Genomic DNA, 19,642 nt, shown 5'->3' with positions numbered 1-19,642 from the left:
ATATTTTATTGTTTGTTGGGTAGCACAACTGTGCTACCCAAATCTTTAGGGATTACAGTATGCCCGTTCAGCTAATGTGACATCTAGCACGAATGGATTGTCATTACCTTGAAAATTGGCGATCGCGTGACTGCGTTCTATTTCAGTAATATCCGGTACGTCTTGCTGATTCCATTTACACAGAGTCTGACGCTGATTCTGAAAGTAATTTCGGTCTACCTTCTCAGCCTGATTCCGATAGATAGTGTAAAAGTAGAAAATTGCCCTAGCTATATCCCCTTTTACTTTTTCTCTAGGCTCAAATTTAGCAGATGATGATTCGCTAAACTCGTCAATTGCTCTACTAGGAATTGTAGATTGAACAGTATCATTTCGATACCATTTTTTAGTACTGGTGTCGGCTATATCGTCGAAGGGTTTATTTCCTCGCTCACTATTAATATTTTCTCGTGCAGGAAATAAATGGTGAAGGTCACTTCGAGCATTACCGTTGTCAGCCCCTTTACTTTGTGGCCAAACGTGTTCAGTATTCAGCCCTAATTTGTCAGCTTCCTGACTAGGATCGCCATTACCATTTAGACGAATTTGGTAACTGGCATAGATATCTGTCACAATACCCGCTTGGTTGTCAATAATGCCAAACATTTCGTCTCTGGCGCGATCGTAGTTCAAAGTTTTGCTAGGCGTATACTTCTTAGCAAGTTCTTCAACTAGAGCGACTTTGGATAATTGAGGCAATATAATTGCCGAATCATTTACGGGAGTGGGAGTAGGTTGAACAACAGGAGGAATAGTGTCAGAGGTGGACTTGCTAGTAGGTAATGTAAACGCTGCAATCACAGGATCGTGGTCGCTGACAGGCTGACTAAAGCCGACATTGACATGCACAATGTCAATTTTTGGTTGAGCAAAACCGGAAAGGTTTTCACTGACCAACAAATGATCAATAAGTTGAGGTTTTCCCCGGAATTTGAAAGTAAAGCGATCGCTAGCAGGTAAACGATCCGTCAGATTCTCAAGAATGTTACCCTTTAAAGTTTTCAGAGGTAAGGAATCAGGTAAATCGTTTAAGTCACCCAGTACAATTACTTTGGCTTGCGGGTCAACTTCTAATATTTGCCCTACAAATTCATTAACGATTTCGGCTTGCTTGACTCGTTGTACATCGCTAGGAGAACCTCCCAGCTTAGAAACAAAGTGATTAGCAATGATAAACAGCTTTTGGTCGTTAAATATAAATTCTGCTACAAGTGGCTTACGGCTTTCCTCGAAAGCACTATTGGTAGGATCAATTCGACCTGGGTTGAGTGAGAGGTCAAGACCATTTGCACCTTGAGTAATAGCCACAGCATCTAACGAACCGCCTTTTTTGGGCAGTTTTGCTAGAGTTACCCGACTGGGCCGAAATAATAAACCGATACGGATATTACCTCCAGGTTCTCCACCATCTCGATCGTCACTGGGTGCGATATCCACAAAATCGTATGCCGGACTACCGATATTTTCGAGCGCAGCAATTAGTTTCTGGTAAGTCTCGTTTGCATTCACAACATCGTCATTGGTTGGCCCGTTGTTATCCTGAACTTCAACCAAACTGATGATATCTGGGGCGTTCAAATTCTTTTGGATAATTTTGGAAATATCATCAAAGCGTCGATCTTTTGGGTCTAAATTCTCGACGTTAAAAGTTGCAACAGTCAATACATCCTGGGAATTTTTTAGAGATGTTGTTTCCCGTTGGGTAACTGGAAGTAAAGGAGTTGGCAATTGTGCTATTGGACTAGCGTGCAGTGGACTAATCCATACAGAGAAGATGAGAACAGTACTAAATAGTAACAACAATTTGATGAGTTTCATTCTCTCTTCCAATGAAGATATTTTCTAGATTAATCTTCTTTTGAATAGAGTTCAATTAAGAGAAGTTTTAAATTGAGTAAAGATGAGCATTCTATCTGAGAGAAAATACCAAGACACAAGGAAATTTTGCTCTATTTTTCCACTATATTTGCAGTCTATTAGATACCGTGTTTAATATCAAATATTGATAATTAATTATTGGTAGCGATGGCTGTGACGGGTTCTCTACAAGAGGCTATAGCAGCGCCTACGTAGACCATTATACTTTTCAATCACCGTGGCTTTGGATAACTTCATGAAGCTAGTACAAGGTAGTGTAATTACCACGTTAGTTTTTTGGGATAGGTGGGTAGTATAAATTACCGAAAAAACTAATTTGGTATATAGTGATGTTCAAAAGGAAATTATCAGAATTCCGTGCTTCACAGGAATTTTACACCTCAAAGTTCATGGATCGCCATATTGGAGCGATCGCAGCTTTAATTTTAATTAGCTTACTGAGTTCATTGAGTGGAACGCCAGATAGTCATACCATCACTACCTGGTGGGAAGGCTTTCTCTGGGGATTGGCAGATCCAGTAATTGCCTTAGATTCTTTAGTGGGGATTGTTGCTATTGGCTTACTGTCATCTATGTTTGTTCGTGGCGCTGCGATCGCTGGATGTTTTGCTTTAGCAGCAATCTTGGGCATTGTAATTCATCTATTCCAGCTAAATTTCCCAGGCATAGAAATAGCGATTGCTATTTCTACCATCGTTTTTAGTACTATGCTGATGATGCCAAATCAACCAAACTTTGTGGTACTTGCTCTGATGGCCATCAGCGCTGGTTTATTTCAGGGTTACACTGTTGCTGATTCTATTATTGGCGCAGAAATGCTCCCACTAATTGCCTATATAGTAGGTATGACATTGACTCTGTTTGTGGTTGCCATGAGTGCCAGAGAAATTGGTGGTGCAATGGGTATGGGAGAAATAAACCGAACTCTACCCTGGAAAATTAGCATTGCTGGCTTCGCTTTGTGTGCGATCGGCATCGTGTTTTTGAGTAATTCGATCAGCTAAATCACATATTTCAATTCAGTGGAATACATTTATTTATGGGGCGTACACTTAGCTGTGCGCCCTTATTACGTGGATAGATATTTAGAAGCTATATCTAAATAAAAGCTTATGGCACCTGAATAAATTGCGGATACGCTAACAGAATTAATTTATAAAAATAACTTTTGACAGTGAAAATATATCACAAAAAATCATAAAAATATCAAATCTAAAGAGATTTTTTAGGAATTAAAGATTATTAATTTATCATGACAAAAAACATTTATTTTTGGCTTAATCTGCCTCTGATTGTTGGCACTGTTACAACCCGTAATTGGGAAACCGTTTACTATACCTAAGTACTTTCCAAAAAGAAAACTAGCTCATCATTAACATAAGGCTCTTATACCATTTCACAAAATGACTGATACAAATGATTTTTCTCTAATTCTGTCATCTTGCTCTCCTGATGGCTATTTGTATCAACCTTAAAGTGAAATGGTATTAATACTGGAGAGTGATTTATTATCGTATACAGAAAATCGCAGCAGATTGATAAATTGTCAGCAATTTTCATTTTTTATGAACTTTGAATCGATAAATTAACAACAACTAACAGAAGTAAGGATAAAAACTTAATCTATTTAGTTTTTTCTGCGCCACTAGTTAAGAGGTAATCTATGGTGCGAAACTCAAAGCTAGGGTACAGAACGTTCCCTAAGTCTATTCTGCGTCCATCTGTTGCTATAGGTATAATTGCATCTTTATTGGTTGGCGGAATAAGTTTTTATATAGTAAAACGCTGGCAAAATTATGCAAATCCAGAAACACAAGTGCCAGCAACACAATTACCACAGTTAAAAACTGTAACAGCTTTAGGACGAATTGAACCACAGGGAAAGGTAATAAAACTCTCTGCTGCGGTATCTGCTGAAGGAAGTCGGGTAGAAAAGTTGTTAGTAAAAGAGGGGGATTGGGTAAAAGCGGGACAATTGATTGCAATTTTGAATAGCCGCGATCGCTTGCAGGCAGAATTAAAAGAGGCGCAGGAACAAGTAAAAGTAGCACAGGCAAACCTAAACCGCACCCAAGCAGGTGCTAAACGTGGTGAAATTGCCGCCCAAAAAGCCGCGATCGCTCGCTTAGAAGCAGAACGCCAAGGTGATATTAATACTCAAGCAGCGACAATTGAGCGATTCCAAGCCGAAGTGCAAAATGCCCAAGCGGAAGACGAACGTTATCAGCAACTATATCAACAAGGTGCAATTTCTGCTTCTCAACGAGATAGTAAGCGTTTAAACCTAGAAACCGCCCAAAAAAGCCTGCAAGAAGCACAAGCACAGTTAAATCGCACCCAATCAGCTAGCCAGCAACAGGTAATACAGGCCACAGCGACTCTTGAGGAAATTGCTGAGGTACGAGGAGTAGATGTAGAAGCGGCCCAAGCAGAAATCAATCGAGCTGTAGCAGCCATGAATCTGGCAAAAGTTAATCTAAAACAGGCTGAAGTGCGATCGCCGCAAACTGGACAAGTATTCGAGATACACACCCATCCTGGCGAATTAGTATCAAATGATGGCATTGCTGACATTGGACAAACTAGCCAAATGTATGTCATAGCCGAAGTCTATGAAAGTGATATCGGCAAAGTTCATTCAGGGCAACAAGTACAAATATTTGGCGATTACCTCCCCCTTGAATTGCAGGGAATAGTAGATCGCAAAGGTTTGCAAGTGCGACGGCAAAATGTCATTAACACAGATCCCGTCAGCAATATCGACAACCGAGTAGTAGAAGTTTATATCCGACTAGATGAAGTTTCCAGTCGAAAAGCTGCCAGCTTAACCAATATGCAAGTTAAGGCAGTAATTGAATTATGAATTGGGCATTGGGAATTGGGAATGGGTATTTTCCTTGTCCCCTTGTCCCCTTGTCCCCTTGTCCCCTTGTCTCCCCTGCCTCCCCTGCTCCCCCTGCTCCCCCTGCCCCCTGCCTCTTATGGGATTGATCAAACAACTGCGACGGCGAACCCCTCTAGGATGGCTGCAACTGAACCATGAAAAAAGCCGCCTCTTGGTGGCTTTGTCAGGTATTGCCTTTGCGGATCTTCTCATGTTCATGCAGCTGGGCTTTCAGACTGCGCTGTATGACAGTAACACCAGACTACATCGCAGTTTGCAAGCAGACATTGTTTTAACCAGTCCTCAAGCCCGTAACCTGCCAAGCTTGTCTACATTTTCTCGTCGGCGACTTTACCAAGCAATGGATATACCAGGGGTGAAGTCGGCAGAACCAATGTATTTCAATAATACAATCTGGAAAAATCCTCAAACACATCGTGAGACAGGGGTGTTAGTTATCGGGTTTAATCCAGATAAGCCAGCCTTTGACTTACCAGATGTTAACCAGCAATTGCAGGCAATTAAGTTACCAGATACCGTTTTGTTTGATCGTGGTGCAAGAGGAGATTATCAAAAAGCGATCGCTCAAATTGACCAAGGTAAAACCCTAACCACCGAAATAGAACGGCGCACAATTACCATTAGTGGCTTATTTCAAGTCGGGGCTTCCTTTGGTTCTGATGGCAATCTGATTACTAGCGATCAAAACTTTTTGCGGCTATTTTCTGGGCGACAGTCAAGTAGCATCAGTCTAGGTTTGATTAAGGTAAAACCAGGCTATGACCCGAAAAAAGTAGCAGCAAGCTTGAAAGCCTACCTGAGAGATGATGTCAAAGTCTTAACCCACGCCGAATTTATTGAATTTGAGAACAACTTTTGGAGGACAAATTCCCCAATTGGGTTTATTTTCAGCCTGGGTGTATCAATGGGGTTTGTGGTGGGCGTGATTATTGTTTATCAAGTCCTTTCCACCGATGTAAATGCCCATGTTCGAGAATACGCCACCTTTAAAGCAATGGGATATCGCAATTACTACCTGCTGGGTGTGGTGCTTGAAGAATCGTTGATATTGGCAGCACTGGGCTTCTTCCCCGGATTGGGAGTGTCTTTAGCACTTTACCAACTGACTCGCAGCGCCACAAATTTACCCATGTATATGACTGCGATTCGGGCATTGCAGGTATTAGTGCTAACTATCATTATGTGTACAATTTCCGGTGCGATCGCCACCCGCAAACTTCAAGCCACCGATCCTGCTGATATGTTCTAAATTTGTCATTTGTCATTTGTTACCAGTAATCGAGCCATTTATGACTAGTCAACCTGTGATCTCTATTAAAAATCTCGACCACCACTTTGGTAACAGTTCCCTCCGCAAGCAAGTTTTATCTAACATCAACTTAGAGATTAACCCCGGTGAAATTATTATTATGACCGGGCCCTCTGGTTCTGGAAAGACTACCTTGCTAACCTTAGTTGGTGGATTGCGTTCTGCCCAATCTGGTAGTTTGCAGGTGTTGGGGCGAGAACTTTGTGGTGCTAGTGCTGAACAATTAGTACAAGCACGACGGCATAACGGTTATATTTTCCAAGCACATAACTTACATGGGAGTTTAACGGCACTCCAAAACGTCAAAATGGCTTTGGAATTGCACAAATATCTTGGGTTAAAAAATATGCTAGCTAGGTCAGCCCAGATGTTAGAGCAGGTAGGATTAGGAAATCATTTACATTACTATCCTGAAAAACTATCTGGAGGACAAAAGCAACGAGTAGCGATCGCTCGCGCCTTAGTCAGTCATCCTCAAATAATCCTAGCGGATGAACCCACCGCCGCCCTTGACAGTCAATCAGGTCGGGATGTAGTCAATCTTATGCAAAAATTGGCAAAAGAACAAAGCTGTACCATCTTGATGGTTACTCATGACAACCGCATCCTTGACATTGCCGATCGCATCGTTGATATGGAAGATGGTAAGCTCAAGTCAGAATTAACGCTCTCAATCTGAAGTTAATCAGCTTTCATTCCTCAAGCTCAGAAATCGAAACCAAAACAATTTAAGTAAAATCACTGTTGTTTTATACCTTATATTAACAATAATAATATGTGTTATTAGTGTATAAACGGTGATTAAGAATTAGATAAATTAAAAATAATATAATTTCACACTATATTTTACTAAAAATTAGGGTAGGCATCTTGCCTACCCTAATTTTGCAAATTAAATGCTCAATAACTTAATAAATCGAACTTTGCCTAAGCTTAATAGGGTTATTTATAATACTTTGCCCTTGGTTTACCTGGCTTGCGCCATTTACTTACACCAATTTTAACTTAGCAATCTAGTACGAGTGTCCAGTTGAACAAGTGTCCAGTTGATTCCAAGATTTTCTTCAAGTATTATTATGTAATGGGTATAATCACAAGGGGTTTCTTTTGTTGCCTAATAAATGATACCTTGGCAAACAACTATAGAGTCTTTGCCTTCAATCTAGTTAAATTTTAAGATCATTACCAATGTCAATGTAATACATAAAGTTAATACCAAGTAACTAAATTACAGTTACAAATCATTCTCTCTTATCTCCTACCTGATGTAACTCTGATGTCTATAAGTCTCTGGAGGGTTTCAAAAACATCTACGTCAAAGAGGAAACACGAGTAAAAATAAGCTAGTCTATTTTCCAACACAAGCAAGGAATTTTTGTAGCTCTATGATTATTGAGAATAGTGCTAGTAGTTCAAACAAGAAGTTGCTCGGTTTTGATGTCAAAAGTTTGACAGCCAATCGCCTTGCAATAAATGTGTTGAAGGGAATATTTGCTGTTCTCCCTATCACCTTGGCATTGCCTGTAGATGCTTTACAAGTAAAGGTGACTCCAACTAGTCCTAAATTAGGGGATACACTCTCGGTAGAGATTAATCTAAATAATCCTGAGAATGGTACAAATCCAACAGTAGCGACTGGTAATAATACATACCCAGCCTTTCAAATTGCCCCCAATCAGTATCGGGCTTTCGTTCCCACAACTCCCCTAGAAAAACCTGGAACTAGAACACTTAAAGTTGCAGGGGATGGTCAAGTACAAAACTTAGCTGTGAATGTGCTTAATCGCAAATTCCCCGTACAACGTATTACTTTGCCACCTGGCAAAGCCGGAGTGGATGCCACAGAATATGAACTTAAGCGTGTAGCGGCTTTCAAGGCACTACAAACACCAGAAAAGTATTGGAATGGGGTATTTTTGAAGCCAAATGCAGGGCGTATGAGTACAAACTATGGTGTACGTCGCTACTATAATGGTACATTTGCAAAGGACTACTATCATCGTGGTCTTGACTACGCTGGTGCTGCCGGATCTCCGGTAATTGCCCCAGCCCCTGGACGAGTTGCTTTGGTAGGTAGGGTATCCCAAGGGTTTCGGATACACGGTAACGTAGTTGGCATTGACCACGGTCAAGGAGTCACCAGTATTTTCATGCACCTGAGTCGTATTAACGTTAAAGAAGGTGATCTTGTAAAAGCTGGTCAAGTAATTGGCGCAGTTGGTTCAACAGGTGCTGCCACGGGGCCACATTTGCACTGGGGTCTGTATGTCAACGGACAATCTGTTGATCCAACACCTTGGCGAACTAAGGTCGTTAATTAGTAGAGGCGGAATTAATTGCGTCTGTGCATAATTTGTGTTTTTTTTGCTGAAGATTAGGCAAAATCAATTGGATTGATACCGTCCCTACCTTGCTTGGCTAACATAAATGATGATAAGTGTTATGAGTATCGAAAAAATTGTAGAACAAGCTCTCCAGGATGGTTATTTGACACCAGCAATGGAAGCAGAAGTCGGTAGAATCTGTGATAACGCCTCGGAACTCTCAATTGAAGAGTACATGGCCCTGGATCGGCTCATGGGAGCGCTATTAACTGGTGAGGTAGTGGCGGTACCTCGCAAACAATTCATTAACGTCATGGAAGAATTGGTACTGACAGAAGCGATCGCCAGAGTCGCAGAAATTGAAGCCACCAGCGAAAGTTCTCTAGATGTCGGAGATATTGCGGCTTACGCTCTCAATCGACTACCACCTTTGTATGCTACTACAGAAGAGGGTGCTAGCTTCCAGCGTCAAACGGCTCAGGCAGAACTGCAAGAATTAATTTCTCAGCAAGTCAGTGAAGCGATTAATCGTTACCTAGATCGACCCAATTTCTTCCCAGAACGGCAAGCCTTGGGCAAAAATACTGGTAATGAGGTTGTACGCCAAGTTAGTGCCTTACTTCAGACATACGCACCTAATTTTGAGCAAAAATTATAATTTCAATAGTCATTGGTCATTTGTCATTTGTTTTAGACAAAGGACAAAGGACTAATGACTATTAACTAATTACGTACTAGTACTGTTGTCCCTATACTCACTTGCTCATAAAGCATTCTGACATCAGAATTACGCATTCTTAAACAACCGTGGGATACAGCCGTTCCTACAAGGTCAATGTCAGGCGTACCATGAAAGCCAATTTCATTGCGTCCATCTGACCAAAAACCAATCCATCTGTCTCCCAAGGGACTATCCGTACCAGCCTGAAATACTTTGCCTGTAATTGGGTGCCGCCAGATTGGATAGTGTCGCATGTGGATCACCTGGAAAGAACCTGTGGGCGTTTCCCAACCTTTCTTACCTACAGCGATTGGGTAACTAGCTATTACTTCATCTCCTGCATATACGTAAGTGCGGCGATCGCTTAAATCAACCACCACTTGCGTCTTGCCATCTGCCAGCCTATCAGATGCAGATGGTGCTTGTTGGGCTGAAGCCTTAGACCATAAACCTTTTGGCCAACTATCCGCAACTGGATTTTCTCTTTCGGCTTGCGCCATCAGCTGCATCTTAATTGGTAGTTCAGTTGCTTGAGCTACATTATTTCTAATTGTTTTCGGCTGAGTTTGAGGCTTAATAATAGAAGATTTTGGTGTAGAAGCCTTGCGAGTCGTTGCTTTAGCTACATTCTTCTTAATTATTTTCGACTTAATTTCAGACTTAATCGCAGAATATTTGAGTGTAGAAGCCTTGCGAGTCGTTGCTTTAGCTACATTCTTCTTAATTGTTTTCGACTTAGTTCGAGGCTTAATAGCAGAGGACTTTGGTGTAACCGCCCTCTGAACACTTGAGCCTTGGGCAACTTCAGCAGGTAGCACAGATGCACCCAGCGCAATTTCCCCTAAACTCACTTGTGACAGATTCTTGTAGACTCCCTCTGAGCGGCTTCCCTTGGGATTGGTTAGGGTAGAATCTCGCCGCATCGCAGTAGATGCAGACTTACCAGACTGCCGTTGTGCCGTAGTAATACGCCAATGGACAGCTAAAGATAAAAATGCTGTGCCAAAACAGAGCAACATTACCATCCGCCCTACAGATTCGTTTCTTACCATTGCCATCGCCTATTGTTTATCCCTGACATATCCAGCCGAGAAATTGGATGTGTTCATCATCCGATTATCAAAAATTTATCAATACTTATCATTTCCGTTATAAATCTGCCAACACCTCTGGGCAAACTAAGACTATGCAAATTGTCCCAGCAGAAAAACTTCAAGTGACCAACCTCATTCCTCCAAAATTCTGGGGGTTGTAAGCCAATACTTAGACTTTCTGGCGGAACTTTTGCAATGTAGCAATCAATGATTAGTGGTGTCGGTGGGAGAAAAACCATGTTTGAAAAACTATTGCTAGCAGTCACAATTACATTTTCCCTCAATTTATTTTTTCAAATTCGCGTACCAGAGCAACATAACTCTGGTGCTATCTACGGATCACAACTAGAACAATCAGCAACTATTCTGGTAACAAAATCAAAAAAATAAATCACCATTATAGTAACCAGAGCAACCCAACTCCCAGAAATTATTACCTGAATTTTAAAGGTATCAAGAAGGTAGAATTACAAAATTTTTCTCTTCATCCTTAATAACCAGATTTAATTATTTTTATCAAGCGTATATACCCAGTTGCTAAAAGTACTAAAATGTGCATATTGCTGCGCTTTTTTGAGTTGATGGTTTTAAGGGCAACTATGCAAGCAGTATAAGGAAAAAGTGGCTCACCTTATTGCTATAAATGTATCCAAAATTGTCTGCCTCCGTGTTCCAGTCATAAATCCGTCACCTTAGCATGGAACTTCTGTCCCATTAGCAGGTCTAATAGATAGGGATGATTTAGAGCCAGTACGATCTATGAGTCAGTCGATTACTGTATCCTGGTCAACGGTTGATGCAAAGTATCCAGAAGCATCAGTGCAAGTTGACAAACTCCCTAACCACGATTTAATTTTGCGCTGTCAAGCGGGACTGCGGCCAGATCGTGTTGCGTTTTCAGAACTATTACGCCGCTATCAAAGTCAAGTTGATAGAGTTCTCTACCACCTAGCTCCAGATTGGTCTGACAGAGCCGATTTAGCTCAAGAAGTTTGGATTCGAGTGTATCGGAATATTAACCGATTACAAGAGCCTGCTAAATTTCGAGGCTGGTTAAGCCGCATTGCCACCAACTTGTTTTACGATGAGTTACGGAAACGCAAGCGGGTTGTTAGCCCTTTATCACTGGATGCTCCCCGCTCGTTAGAGGACGGTGAGATGGATTGGGAAATCGCTGGCGATACTCCCGGGCCTGAAGAAGAACTGACAACTAGAGAATTTTACGAGCAATTGCGGGAAGCGATCGCGGATTTACCAGAAGTCTTTCGTACTACCATTGTCCTGAGAGAAATCGAGGGCATGGCTTATGAAGAAATTGCTGAAATCACTGGAGTTTCTTTAGGAACTGTGAAGTCAAGAATAGCCAGAGCTAGATCGAGGCTGCAAGCTCACTTGCAGAATTATCTAGACTCCTAATTTACAGGATCTTGCCTCTGCCCAATGACAGAATTTAAGCATAGATTAAGAATTACCATAAAGACGTAGATCGCTTCCATCTTAAGAAGGAAAAATGGCTAATTTTCCCGAAATTCCCGCCCAGTTTACCCGTGTATGAATTGGTAATAATGTTAAGATGACTACTGATTCTCAGTTTTACGACCGTTCTTCTTTGCAACTTCCTCAAGATTTGTCAGATGGAATGGCCAAGCATACCAATGAATCAACGGGTCTTATGGATATGGTGAAGCGCGATCGCTTCGAGTTATTGAGTGCTTACCTCGATGGTGAAGTCACAGCCCCCGAACGCAGGCAAGTAGAAGAATGGCTGGCAAATGATGCCTCGGTTCAATGCTTGTATGCCCGACTGTTAAAGCTGCGCCAAGGCTTGCGGACTCTCCCAGTCCCCACAGCCCAAGAGTCACCAGAAGCAACAGTTCAGCAAGTATTCACACGTTTACGCCGCCGTTCCCATTTAAACTGGATGGCGGGAGGTGCAGCCGTTGCTGCTTGCGTAATCGGCGCAGTATCTAGCTTAGTACCTGGTGGTTTGAATGTGCCGCAACTGGCGCAACGACCACAAAAAGAACCGATTCAAACATCCTCAGCTTCTATAATTCCACCTTCTCCTCTGATGGTGGGACTAAATAACCCGGTAATTGAAATTCCTAAAGCAGCAGTAGCTTCTCCAGAAAATCCAATCTATCCGGTAAAACCACAACGGCAAGACTCCAAACAGGACATAAACTAATTGCAAAGTTAACAATTCACAGATCATAATTGTGCTTTGCGGTTAAACCACAGCCACTCCACCAGCCATCAGGTTGGAGTAATCCTCGTAATTGGGCAACTTGCTCTAGAGTCATTAAATAAACCCAAGCCCGACTATAAGAGAGCGACTGTGGTTCATAAACCTCGATAATTTGCCGATTATAGAGGTTTTCTGGTGGTTGTCTAGTGGGCTGGTAATTTTCCAGCACATCTAGCTCATTTAAAATTCTTGGGTTGGGAAAAGAAAGTAAATATCCGTAAACTTTGCTATTTCCCAGCGTCATTGCTGGGTAGCCCATTGGCAGAGCAAACAATTTACCTTCTACAAAAACTCTTTTGACATCAATTACTTTGGCAGCACAGTATTTTTTATAGTTAGCTTCACCTGGTTTGAGTGTGCCGTAGACAAAAACCCGCACCAAATCAGAAAATTTTATATTTGATTCAACCATCTAAACCTTCATCAAATGACTGCTGCCATACCTGAAACACTAGCAGTTCAGGCATAATTTGGCTGATGCTCAATTATATAAATCTGTGATTAGTTGACCTACAATATAGGTTAACCTAAGAGGTTGACATAGCAGGTTAACCTAGACAGACCCATTAGGAGAATTTTTTGGTGGATTCCCGATATAACCCAGCAGCGATTGAGGAAAAATGGCAGAAAACATGGTTAGAACTTGGCTTAGATAAAACACCTTCAGCTAGCAACAAGCCAAAATTCTACGCTTTATCCATGTTCCCTTACCCATCGGGCAGCCTACACATGGGTCACGTCCGTAATTATACCATTACTGACGTGATTGCCCGCCTCAAGCGAATGCAAGGGTATCGGGTAATACACCCAATGGGTTGGGATGCCTTTGGCTTGCCAGCAGAAAATGCTGCCATTGACCGTGGTGTACCGCCAGCAAAGTGGACTTATCAGAATATTGCCCAGATGCGGCAGCAATTGCAACGTCTTGGTTTATCAATTGATTGGGAATGTGAACTAGCTACTTGTTCACCAGATTATTACAAGTGGACGCAATGGATTTTCTTGCAGTTTTTGGAAGCAGGGTTAGCTTACCAAAAAGAAGCAGCCGTAAACTGGGACCCCATTGACCAAACTGTATTAGCAAATGAGCAAGTTGATAATGAAGGACGTTCCTGGCGCAGCGGTGCAATAGTTGAGCGCAAATTGTTACGGCAGTGGTTTTTTAAGATTACTGACTATGCCGAAGAATTACTCAATGACTTGGATAAGTTGACAGGTTGGCCAGAACGGGTCAAATTGATGCAGGCAAACTGGATTGGTAAATCCACAGGCGCTTATTTAGAATTTCCCATTATCGGGATAGATGAAAAAATCGCCGTGTATACCACGCGCCCAGATACCGTTTATGGTGTCAGTTATTTAGTATTAGCACCAGAACATCCCTTAACAAATCGCGTCACCACAAAAGAACAACAAGCGGCGGTAGAAGTCTTTATTAAAGAGGTTTCTAATCAAAGTGAGTTGGAACGTACTTCTGAAGACAAACCTAAGCGAGGTATCCCCACCGGTGGGGTGGCAATTAACCCGTTTACAGGGCAAGAAGTGCCTATTTGGATTGCTGACTATGTACTGTATGAGTATGGTACTGGGGCAGTGATGGGTGTACCCGCACACGATGTCCGAGATTTTAAGTTTGCTAAAAATTACGATTTACCAATTAATTTTGTCATCGCTTCCCCAGATGATGTTGCAGGTTTTGACTTAACTCCAACATCAGAGATTGATGGAATCACACAACTTGTCGAAGTTGACTATAAGCAGGCATACACTGAACCAGGAATTTTAATTAATTCTGGGGCTTTTACGGGTATAGCTTCCACAGACGCTAAACCAGCCATAATTGAATACGCCGAAAAACAAGGTTTTGGTAAAGTGCGGGTGCAATATCGCCTGCGGGATTGGTTAATTTCCCGGCAGCGTTACTGGGGCGCACCGATACCTGTAATTCACTGTCCCAACTGTGGAATAGTGCCAGTACCTGACAAAGATTTGCCAGTCCAGTTGCCAGAAGAGGTGGAATTTACTGGACGAGGGGGTTCACCTTTGACTCAGTTAGAAAGCTGGGTAAATGTGCCTTGTCCAACTTGCGGCACTCCAGCGAAGCGGGAAACTGACACGATGGATACTTTTATTGATTCCTCGTGGTATTTCTTGCGCTTCCCTGACGCTAAAAATGAACAACAGGTTTTCGATTCCAGTAAAGTAAACGACTGGATGCCAGTAAATCAGTACGTGGGTGGGATTGAACACGCGATTTTACATTTGTTGTATTCGCGGTTCTTTACTAAAGTACTCCGGGACAGAGGGTTACTGAATTTTGATGAACCCTTCCAACGTCTGTTAACTCAAGGGATGGTACAGGGTTTAACTTACCTAAATCCCAATAAGGGCGGTAAAGATAAATGGATTCCTTCTAATCTAGTCAATTCTGCTGACCCCCGCGACCCTCAGACAGGCGAACCTTTGCAACGTCTCTACGCCACCATGTCTAAGTCCAAGGGCAACGGTGTCGCGCCAGAAGATGTAATTTCCAAATACGGTATAGATACAGCGCGGATGTTCATCTTGTTCAAAGCACCACCAGAAAAAGACCTGGAATGGGATGAAGCCGATGTGGAAGGACAATTCCGCTTTTTAAATCGGGTTTGGCGTTTGGTGACGGATTATATTACGGCTGGGGTATCCCGTAAAAAAGCCCAATCTGATTTAACTAAGGCTGAAAAGGAATTGCGGCGGACGATTCACACGGCTATTCAAGCTGTGACAGAAGATGTGGAAGACGAATATCAATTCAACACAGCTATTTCCGAATTGATGAAGTTGAGTAATGCCCTAAGTGATGCCGACAAAAATTCACCAATTTACGCAGAAGGTATTCGGACTTTGGTGATGTTACTTGCACCCTTTGCACCACATATTGCTGATGAATTGTGGCATTTGTTGGGTGAAAGTGATTCTGTTCACACTCAAACTTGGCCATCATTTGACCCTGTTGCTTTGGTAGCTGATGAAATCACTTTGGTTATTCAAGTTATGGGTAAAACTCGCGGTGCAATTCAAGTACCAGCACAAGCGGATAAAGCAGCGTTGGAGAAATACGCCCGTGAATCAGAAATTGCCCAGCGTTATATCGAAGGCAAAGAGATTAAAAAGGTAATTGTAGTGCCTGGCAAGTTGGTGAATTTTGTAGTTAGCTAAGTACAGCTTTGTCTAAAATCGTGGTGAATTGAGGGTTTAAATTTAAATGCAAAGTAGCGCAAAGCGAAGCGCAGAGGTACGCAGAGAATTTGCTACGAATTAATTAAATGTTGTACTTAGCAATCGATAAAATTGTAAATATAGCCTGACCAAACATCAAAGGGTTTACATCCGTGACACTCAAAGAGTTAGAACAACAACTTCTTGCCCTCAGACAAGCGTGAAAAATTGCAGGCTATACAGTTACAGTTACTTGCTCAAAGCCTCGGCAACAATTGGCAAGGAATTGAGAAAACTCCTAGAGTCTTTGGTGGAGAGGCTCGTATCCCTAAAACTCGTATTCCTGTCTGGGTACTTGTGGAAGCTAGCCGCCTTGGATATAGCGATACTGACCTTTTGACGAGCTATCCAACTATTACAGCTACAGATTTAGCCAATGCTTGGGTATAGGCAGAAGCTCATCTTGATGAAATCGAATTGGCAATTGAGCGTAATGAGGTAGCCTAGATGAGCAGTTTCCATTTCCAGTTGTGGAATTATTACGCGCTTTGGGGCATGATGTTTTGACAGTTCAAGATGCAGAAAATGCAGACCAAGGTATACCTGATAAAGAAGTACTAGCATTTGCTGTAAGTCAAGAACGCTCGATATTACAGCGAATTGCAATCAAACGTGCCACAACTAAAAGCAATACTGGGCTTTGTTTTAGGATTTATTTTTGTGGCGGGTTTGATCGAGAACGGCTGTAACTATCAACAGAGTTGATTTTATCCGTTTGCATCGTCGTAATTCTAACCACTTCGGTATTATTGTTTGTACGAGCAATCCTAATTGGGGACAGTTTGCATCACGGATAGATGAGGCTGTGACAGCAGAACAAGCGTTGCAAGGAAAACTAATTCGTGTGGTACGTCCAGTCACTTAAAAAGATTTTGATGGAATGCACGGATGTTAAAACCATCAAAAATCTGTTTCAAGAAGTATTGAAACAGTAGTTTTTTCTCTGGTATGTGTGTATTTAAAAACATCTATAATTATCGTTCAAAGAGTTAAACTGTTTTATTTATACACGAAAAAGCGCTTGAGAGTTTTGCTCACTCAAGCGCTTCCCCGTAAAAGCTTATACCAACTCACTTGTTTGATGCAACATTTGAAATCTGCAACACCCCCTTATCAGGGAGTATTGCGGGGATAACTTGTGACAAACATTTGGTGAAATGGTATCACTCCTTGCACTAACTAAGAATATCTCTTTTACAAGAAAATCGGGGATCTGGTGAGTGACAGTTTATGAACTGAACACTAGTTAAAAACGACTCACCATGAATGGTAACTAACGAAACTAAGCACAATTGTAGCAAGTTTGTAAGTATAGTATAAAAACTTATAGTTGATTAGCGTAGGCATAGGCATCACCTGTCTTTGAGTAAAGCTTCAAAATGTGCAGCAATTAGCAGCATAAATATCTCAAATTTAGCAGCAAATAAACTGGAAGGTATCAGTGAGAAATCGCCATCAAGTAAGCCTGAGATGGCTTATATATCTGCATGAAAGCGATTTAGACTGCAATAAAATCATCACCTCCTCAATAGATAAAGGTATTCTTTAGAGAATGAGAACCAAAGAACAAATCTTCTACCTAGGCAGATTGAAAACTTTTGGTTGGGTATCTTTTATCTCTTAGCAAACGATGACATCTAACTCTTCCGCATAGTGTAGGCGGTTACTTCCTTGGTTGAAGCAAAACACAGCTTTTTCACCGACGATTTCCACAATATTTAAATCGATTCCGCATATTTCTATCAAAACAACTGAGGCCGATGATGGGGAAGATTAAAGAATTTATAATATCTATACCTAAAATTGGGAGAGCTTAAATGGACGCTTCAGCCTCAGCTATTTTAGCTACTCCCCTACTAGCACACGCCTTAACCTGGTGTCTAAGTGTATGGTAAGATTGCCTGGAACAGAGGTTCTATTTGAGTTGGAGTCTCGTAGAAATTGCGAAGGTCAAGCTGACCGATCATTAACTTCCACGATACTTTTCCTATGGATTTGGAAAATATACAACAAGACTGGTGGCGATCTGAGTGTAATTTGTAGATGAATATCTAAAATTTGCTACCAGACTAAACCAATTTCCCACAATTTTGACTTTTATTTGACTTTTAGGATAGACACATGAACGATAAGCTGATGCTAATGATTCCAGGCCCAACCCCGGTGCCAGAAGCTGCTTTACTGGCATTAGCCAAGCATCCGATTGGACACCGTACTAGTGAATTTAGCAACATCTTGGCAGAGGTGACGGAAAACCTGAAGTGGTTGCACCAAACTCAAAGTGATGTGCTGACACTGAATGTCAGTGGTACGGGTGCTGTAGAAGCTGGAATAATTAATTTTCTCTCTCCAGGCGATCGCATTTTAGTTGGCTCTAATGGTAAATTTGGCGAACGCTGGGTAGAAGTTGGTCAAGCCTACGGTTTGAATGTAGAAGAAGTTAAGGTGGAATGGGGAAAACCCTTAGACCCCGCAGTATTTGCCGAAAAACTCCAAGCAGATACTCAAAAGCAAATTAAAGCTGTAATCATTACCCACAGTGAAACTTCGACAGGTGTGTTGAATGACCTAGAAAGCATCAACCGCCATGTGAAAGAACACGGTGAAGCTTTGATTATCGTTGATGCCGTCACAAGCTTGGGTGCATTCAATCTCCCGGTAGATGCTTGGGGTTTGGATATAGTCGCCTCCGGTTCTCAAAAAGGTTATATGATTCCGCCGGGATTGGGTTTTGTCTCTGTCAGCCCCAAGGCTTGGGAAGCTTACAAAACTGCGAAGCTACCAAAATATTATTTGGACTTAGGCAAATATCGCAAAGCCACAGCCAAAAATACAACTCCATTTACTCCACCAGTGAACTTGATCGTAGCGTTACACACCACGTTGCGAATGATGAAAGAGGAAGGATTAGAGTCAATATTTGCTCGACATGAACGGCTGAAAAATGCTACCCGCGCCGCCATTCAAGGGTTGAATTTACCCCTATTTGCAGCAGATAGTTCTGCTAGTCCGGCGATTACGGCTGTAGCACCACAGGGAATTGAATCGGATAAGATTCGGTCATTGATGAAAAAACGCTTTGATATTGCCCTAGCAGGTGGTCAAGACCATTTGAGTAATAAGATTTTCCGCATTGGTCACTTGGGCTTTGTGAGCGATCGCGATATCCTTAGCTGTATAGCATCCTTAGAAGTTACCCTAACAGAACTTGGATACAAAGACTTCACCCCTGGATCTGGTATAGCAGCAGCAGTTAAAGTGTTTAGTCAGTCCTAATTACTCAGCACTAAATCAAAAGAGCGAGTTAAATTATCAACTCGCTCTTTTGATTTGTTGTATATAAAAAAGTAGAAACCGTCAGAGTTAATAAACCTATATATCAACCTTTGTACAAGGTAGAGTTGATGTGACATACTTTTATTCTCTTAAAATGATACCAACTTGCCCTAGATAGTATTATTTGTTTCGGAGAGAGTCACACAGCTTATTTGACACCAAATAATACCAACTTTGACAACTTAGTACGATCCAGAATTTGCATAAATAGTATTGTTTGAGATTCCGGTAACAGCCTTTTGATAGAGACTTTTAATCCAAAACCCAAAATTGGCATAAATTATGCCGTCTCCAGCCAATCATAAATTTGTTCTAACTGTTCTAGAGTAATCAAACCATACTGCCAAAGAATCATTGCTAAAGGGCCTGGGTCTTGCTCCCGATGGCGCAGTGCAACCGCCAGCGATGCTGTGGAAATTGCCAAATCTTCTTGCAAAAAATGAATCAGTCGAGAATATTTTGATGGTGACATTTGGATCTCACCTCCTTGTGCAGAATGTATTGTCATATATCAGTTCACCATTGCTCGG

The 19,642-nt window shown here is 41.7% G+C and carries 18 protein-coding genes; 14 read left to right on the top strand and 4 right to left on the bottom strand.

What is annotated here, in order from left to right:
* Positions 1-45 precede the first annotated feature (45 nt).
* A complete protein-coding gene (locus tag FD724_RS23045) occupies positions 46-1,857 on the bottom strand; it encodes an endonuclease (protein WP_179074224.1) in 1,812 nt (603 codons plus the stop codon).
* Positions 1,858-2,246: 389 nt separating this feature from the next.
* Between FD724_RS23045 and FD724_RS23040 the strand changes: the two genes are divergently transcribed.
* The 6 genes from FD724_RS23040 to FD724_RS23015 all read left to right on the top strand — a co-directional run bounded on the left by FD724_RS23040 (position 2,247) and on the right by FD724_RS23015 (position 9,113).
* Complete coding sequence (locus tag FD724_RS23040) at positions 2,247-2,921, top strand: HupE/UreJ family protein (RefSeq protein WP_179074223.1); 675 nt, start codon at positions 2,247-2,249, stop codon at positions 2,919-2,921.
* A 659-nt stretch (positions 2,922-3,580) separates the two neighbouring features.
* Positions 3,581-4,780, top strand: a complete 1,200-nt coding sequence (locus tag FD724_RS23035; RefSeq protein WP_179074222.1) for an ABC exporter membrane fusion protein — start codon at positions 3,581-3,583, stop codon at positions 4,778-4,780.
* A gap of 118 nt (positions 4,781-4,898) precedes the next feature.
* Positions 4,899-6,071: an ABC transporter permease DevC gene (gene devC, locus FD724_RS23030; protein ID WP_179074221.1), complete on the top strand. Its 1,173-nt coding sequence runs from the start codon at positions 4,899-4,901 to the stop codon at positions 6,069-6,071.
* A gap of 40 nt (positions 6,072-6,111) precedes the next feature.
* Entirely contained in the window at positions 6,112-6,810 is a 699-nt protein-coding gene (locus FD724_RS23025) for a DevA family ABC transporter ATP-binding protein (RefSeq protein ID WP_179074220.1), read from the top strand.
* A 706-nt stretch (positions 6,811-7,516) separates the two neighbouring features.
* Entirely contained in the window at positions 7,517-8,452 is a 936-nt protein-coding gene (locus FD724_RS23020) for a M23 family metallopeptidase (protein WP_179074219.1), read from the top strand.
* A gap of 121 nt (positions 8,453-8,573) precedes the next feature.
* Positions 8,574-9,113, top strand: a complete 540-nt coding sequence (locus FD724_RS23015) for a late competence development ComFB family protein (RefSeq protein WP_041565537.1) — start codon at positions 8,574-8,576, stop codon at positions 9,111-9,113.
* Between the two features lie 65 nt (positions 9,114-9,178).
* Here FD724_RS23015 and FD724_RS42115 read toward each other — a convergent pair whose 3' ends face one another.
* A complete protein-coding gene (locus FD724_RS42115) occupies positions 9,179-9,817 on the bottom strand; it encodes a L,D-transpeptidase (protein WP_372726528.1) in 639 nt (212 codons plus the stop codon).
* Between the two features lie 690 nt (positions 9,818-10,507).
* Between FD724_RS42115 and FD724_RS23005 the strand changes: the two genes are divergently transcribed.
* The 3 genes from FD724_RS23005 (at position 10,508) to FD724_RS22995 (ending at position 12,458) form a co-directional block, all read left to right on the top strand.
* Positions 10,508-10,660 carry a hypothetical protein gene (locus tag FD724_RS23005; protein WP_167755993.1) on the top strand — a complete coding sequence of 51 codons (153 nt, stop codon included), beginning with the start codon at positions 10,508-10,510 and terminating at the stop codon, positions 10,658-10,660.
* 369 nt (positions 10,661-11,029) lie between these two features.
* A complete protein-coding gene (locus FD724_RS23000) occupies positions 11,030-11,686 on the top strand; it encodes a sigma-70 family RNA polymerase sigma factor (RefSeq protein WP_114082966.1) in 657 nt (218 codons plus the stop codon).
* A 157-nt stretch (positions 11,687-11,843) separates the two neighbouring features.
* On the top strand, positions 11,844-12,458 hold the full coding sequence (locus tag FD724_RS22995; protein WP_179074217.1) for an anti-sigma factor: 615 nt from the start codon (positions 11,844-11,846) through the stop codon (positions 12,456-12,458).
* Between the two features lie 16 nt (positions 12,459-12,474).
* Here the strand turns inward: FD724_RS22995 and FD724_RS22990 are convergent, their stop codons facing one another.
* Entirely contained in the window at positions 12,475-12,930 is a 456-nt protein-coding gene (locus tag FD724_RS22990) for a gamma-glutamylcyclotransferase (protein WP_114082964.1), read from the bottom strand.
* A 170-nt stretch (positions 12,931-13,100) separates the two neighbouring features.
* Between FD724_RS22990 and leuS the strand changes: the two genes are divergently transcribed.
* From leuS to FD724_RS22970, 5 genes are all read left to right on the top strand, one after another.
* Positions 13,101-15,716 (top strand): leucine--tRNA ligase, encoded by a 2,616-nt coding sequence (leuS, locus tag FD724_RS22985; protein WP_179074216.1) that lies wholly within the window; start codon positions 13,101-13,103, stop codon positions 15,714-15,716.
* A 204-nt stretch (positions 15,717-15,920) separates the two neighbouring features.
* On the top strand, positions 15,921-16,166 hold the full coding sequence (locus FD724_RS22980; RefSeq protein WP_306297074.1) for a DUF433 domain-containing protein: 246 nt from the start codon (positions 15,921-15,923) through the stop codon (positions 16,164-16,166).
* An 80-nt stretch (positions 16,167-16,246) separates the two neighbouring features.
* Positions 16,247-16,465 (top strand): DUF5615 family PIN-like protein, encoded by a 219-nt coding sequence (locus tag FD724_RS41740; protein WP_306297073.1) that lies wholly within the window; start codon positions 16,247-16,249, stop codon positions 16,463-16,465.
* Positions 16,466-16,491: 26 nt separating this feature from the next.
* Complete coding sequence (locus FD724_RS41735) at positions 16,492-16,641, top strand: hypothetical protein (RefSeq protein WP_306297072.1); 150 nt, start codon at positions 16,492-16,494, stop codon at positions 16,639-16,641.
* A 1,256-nt stretch (positions 16,642-17,897) separates the two neighbouring features.
* The gene (locus tag FD724_RS22970; protein WP_163929068.1) at positions 17,898-19,052 is read left to right on the top strand and encodes an alanine--glyoxylate aminotransferase family protein; all 1,155 of its coding nucleotides are present in this window, start codon (positions 17,898-17,900) and stop codon (positions 19,050-19,052) included.
* 340 nt (positions 19,053-19,392) lie between these two features.
* On the opposite strand, the gene FD724_RS22965 is transcribed toward FD724_RS22970, so the two are convergent.
* A complete protein-coding gene (locus FD724_RS22965; protein WP_012410503.1) occupies positions 19,393-19,620 on the bottom strand; it encodes a DUF2949 domain-containing protein in 228 nt (75 codons plus the stop codon).
* Positions 19,621-19,642: the final 22 nt, after the last annotated feature.

The organism is Nostoc sp. C057, from assembly GCF_013393925.1.
Classification (GTDB): Bacteria; Cyanobacteriota; Cyanobacteriia; order Cyanobacteriales; family Nostocaceae; genus Nostoc; species Nostoc muscorum_A.
The sequence above is the reverse complement of the archived record's forward strand: the minus strand, read 5'-3'. Positions and strand labels throughout refer to the sequence as shown.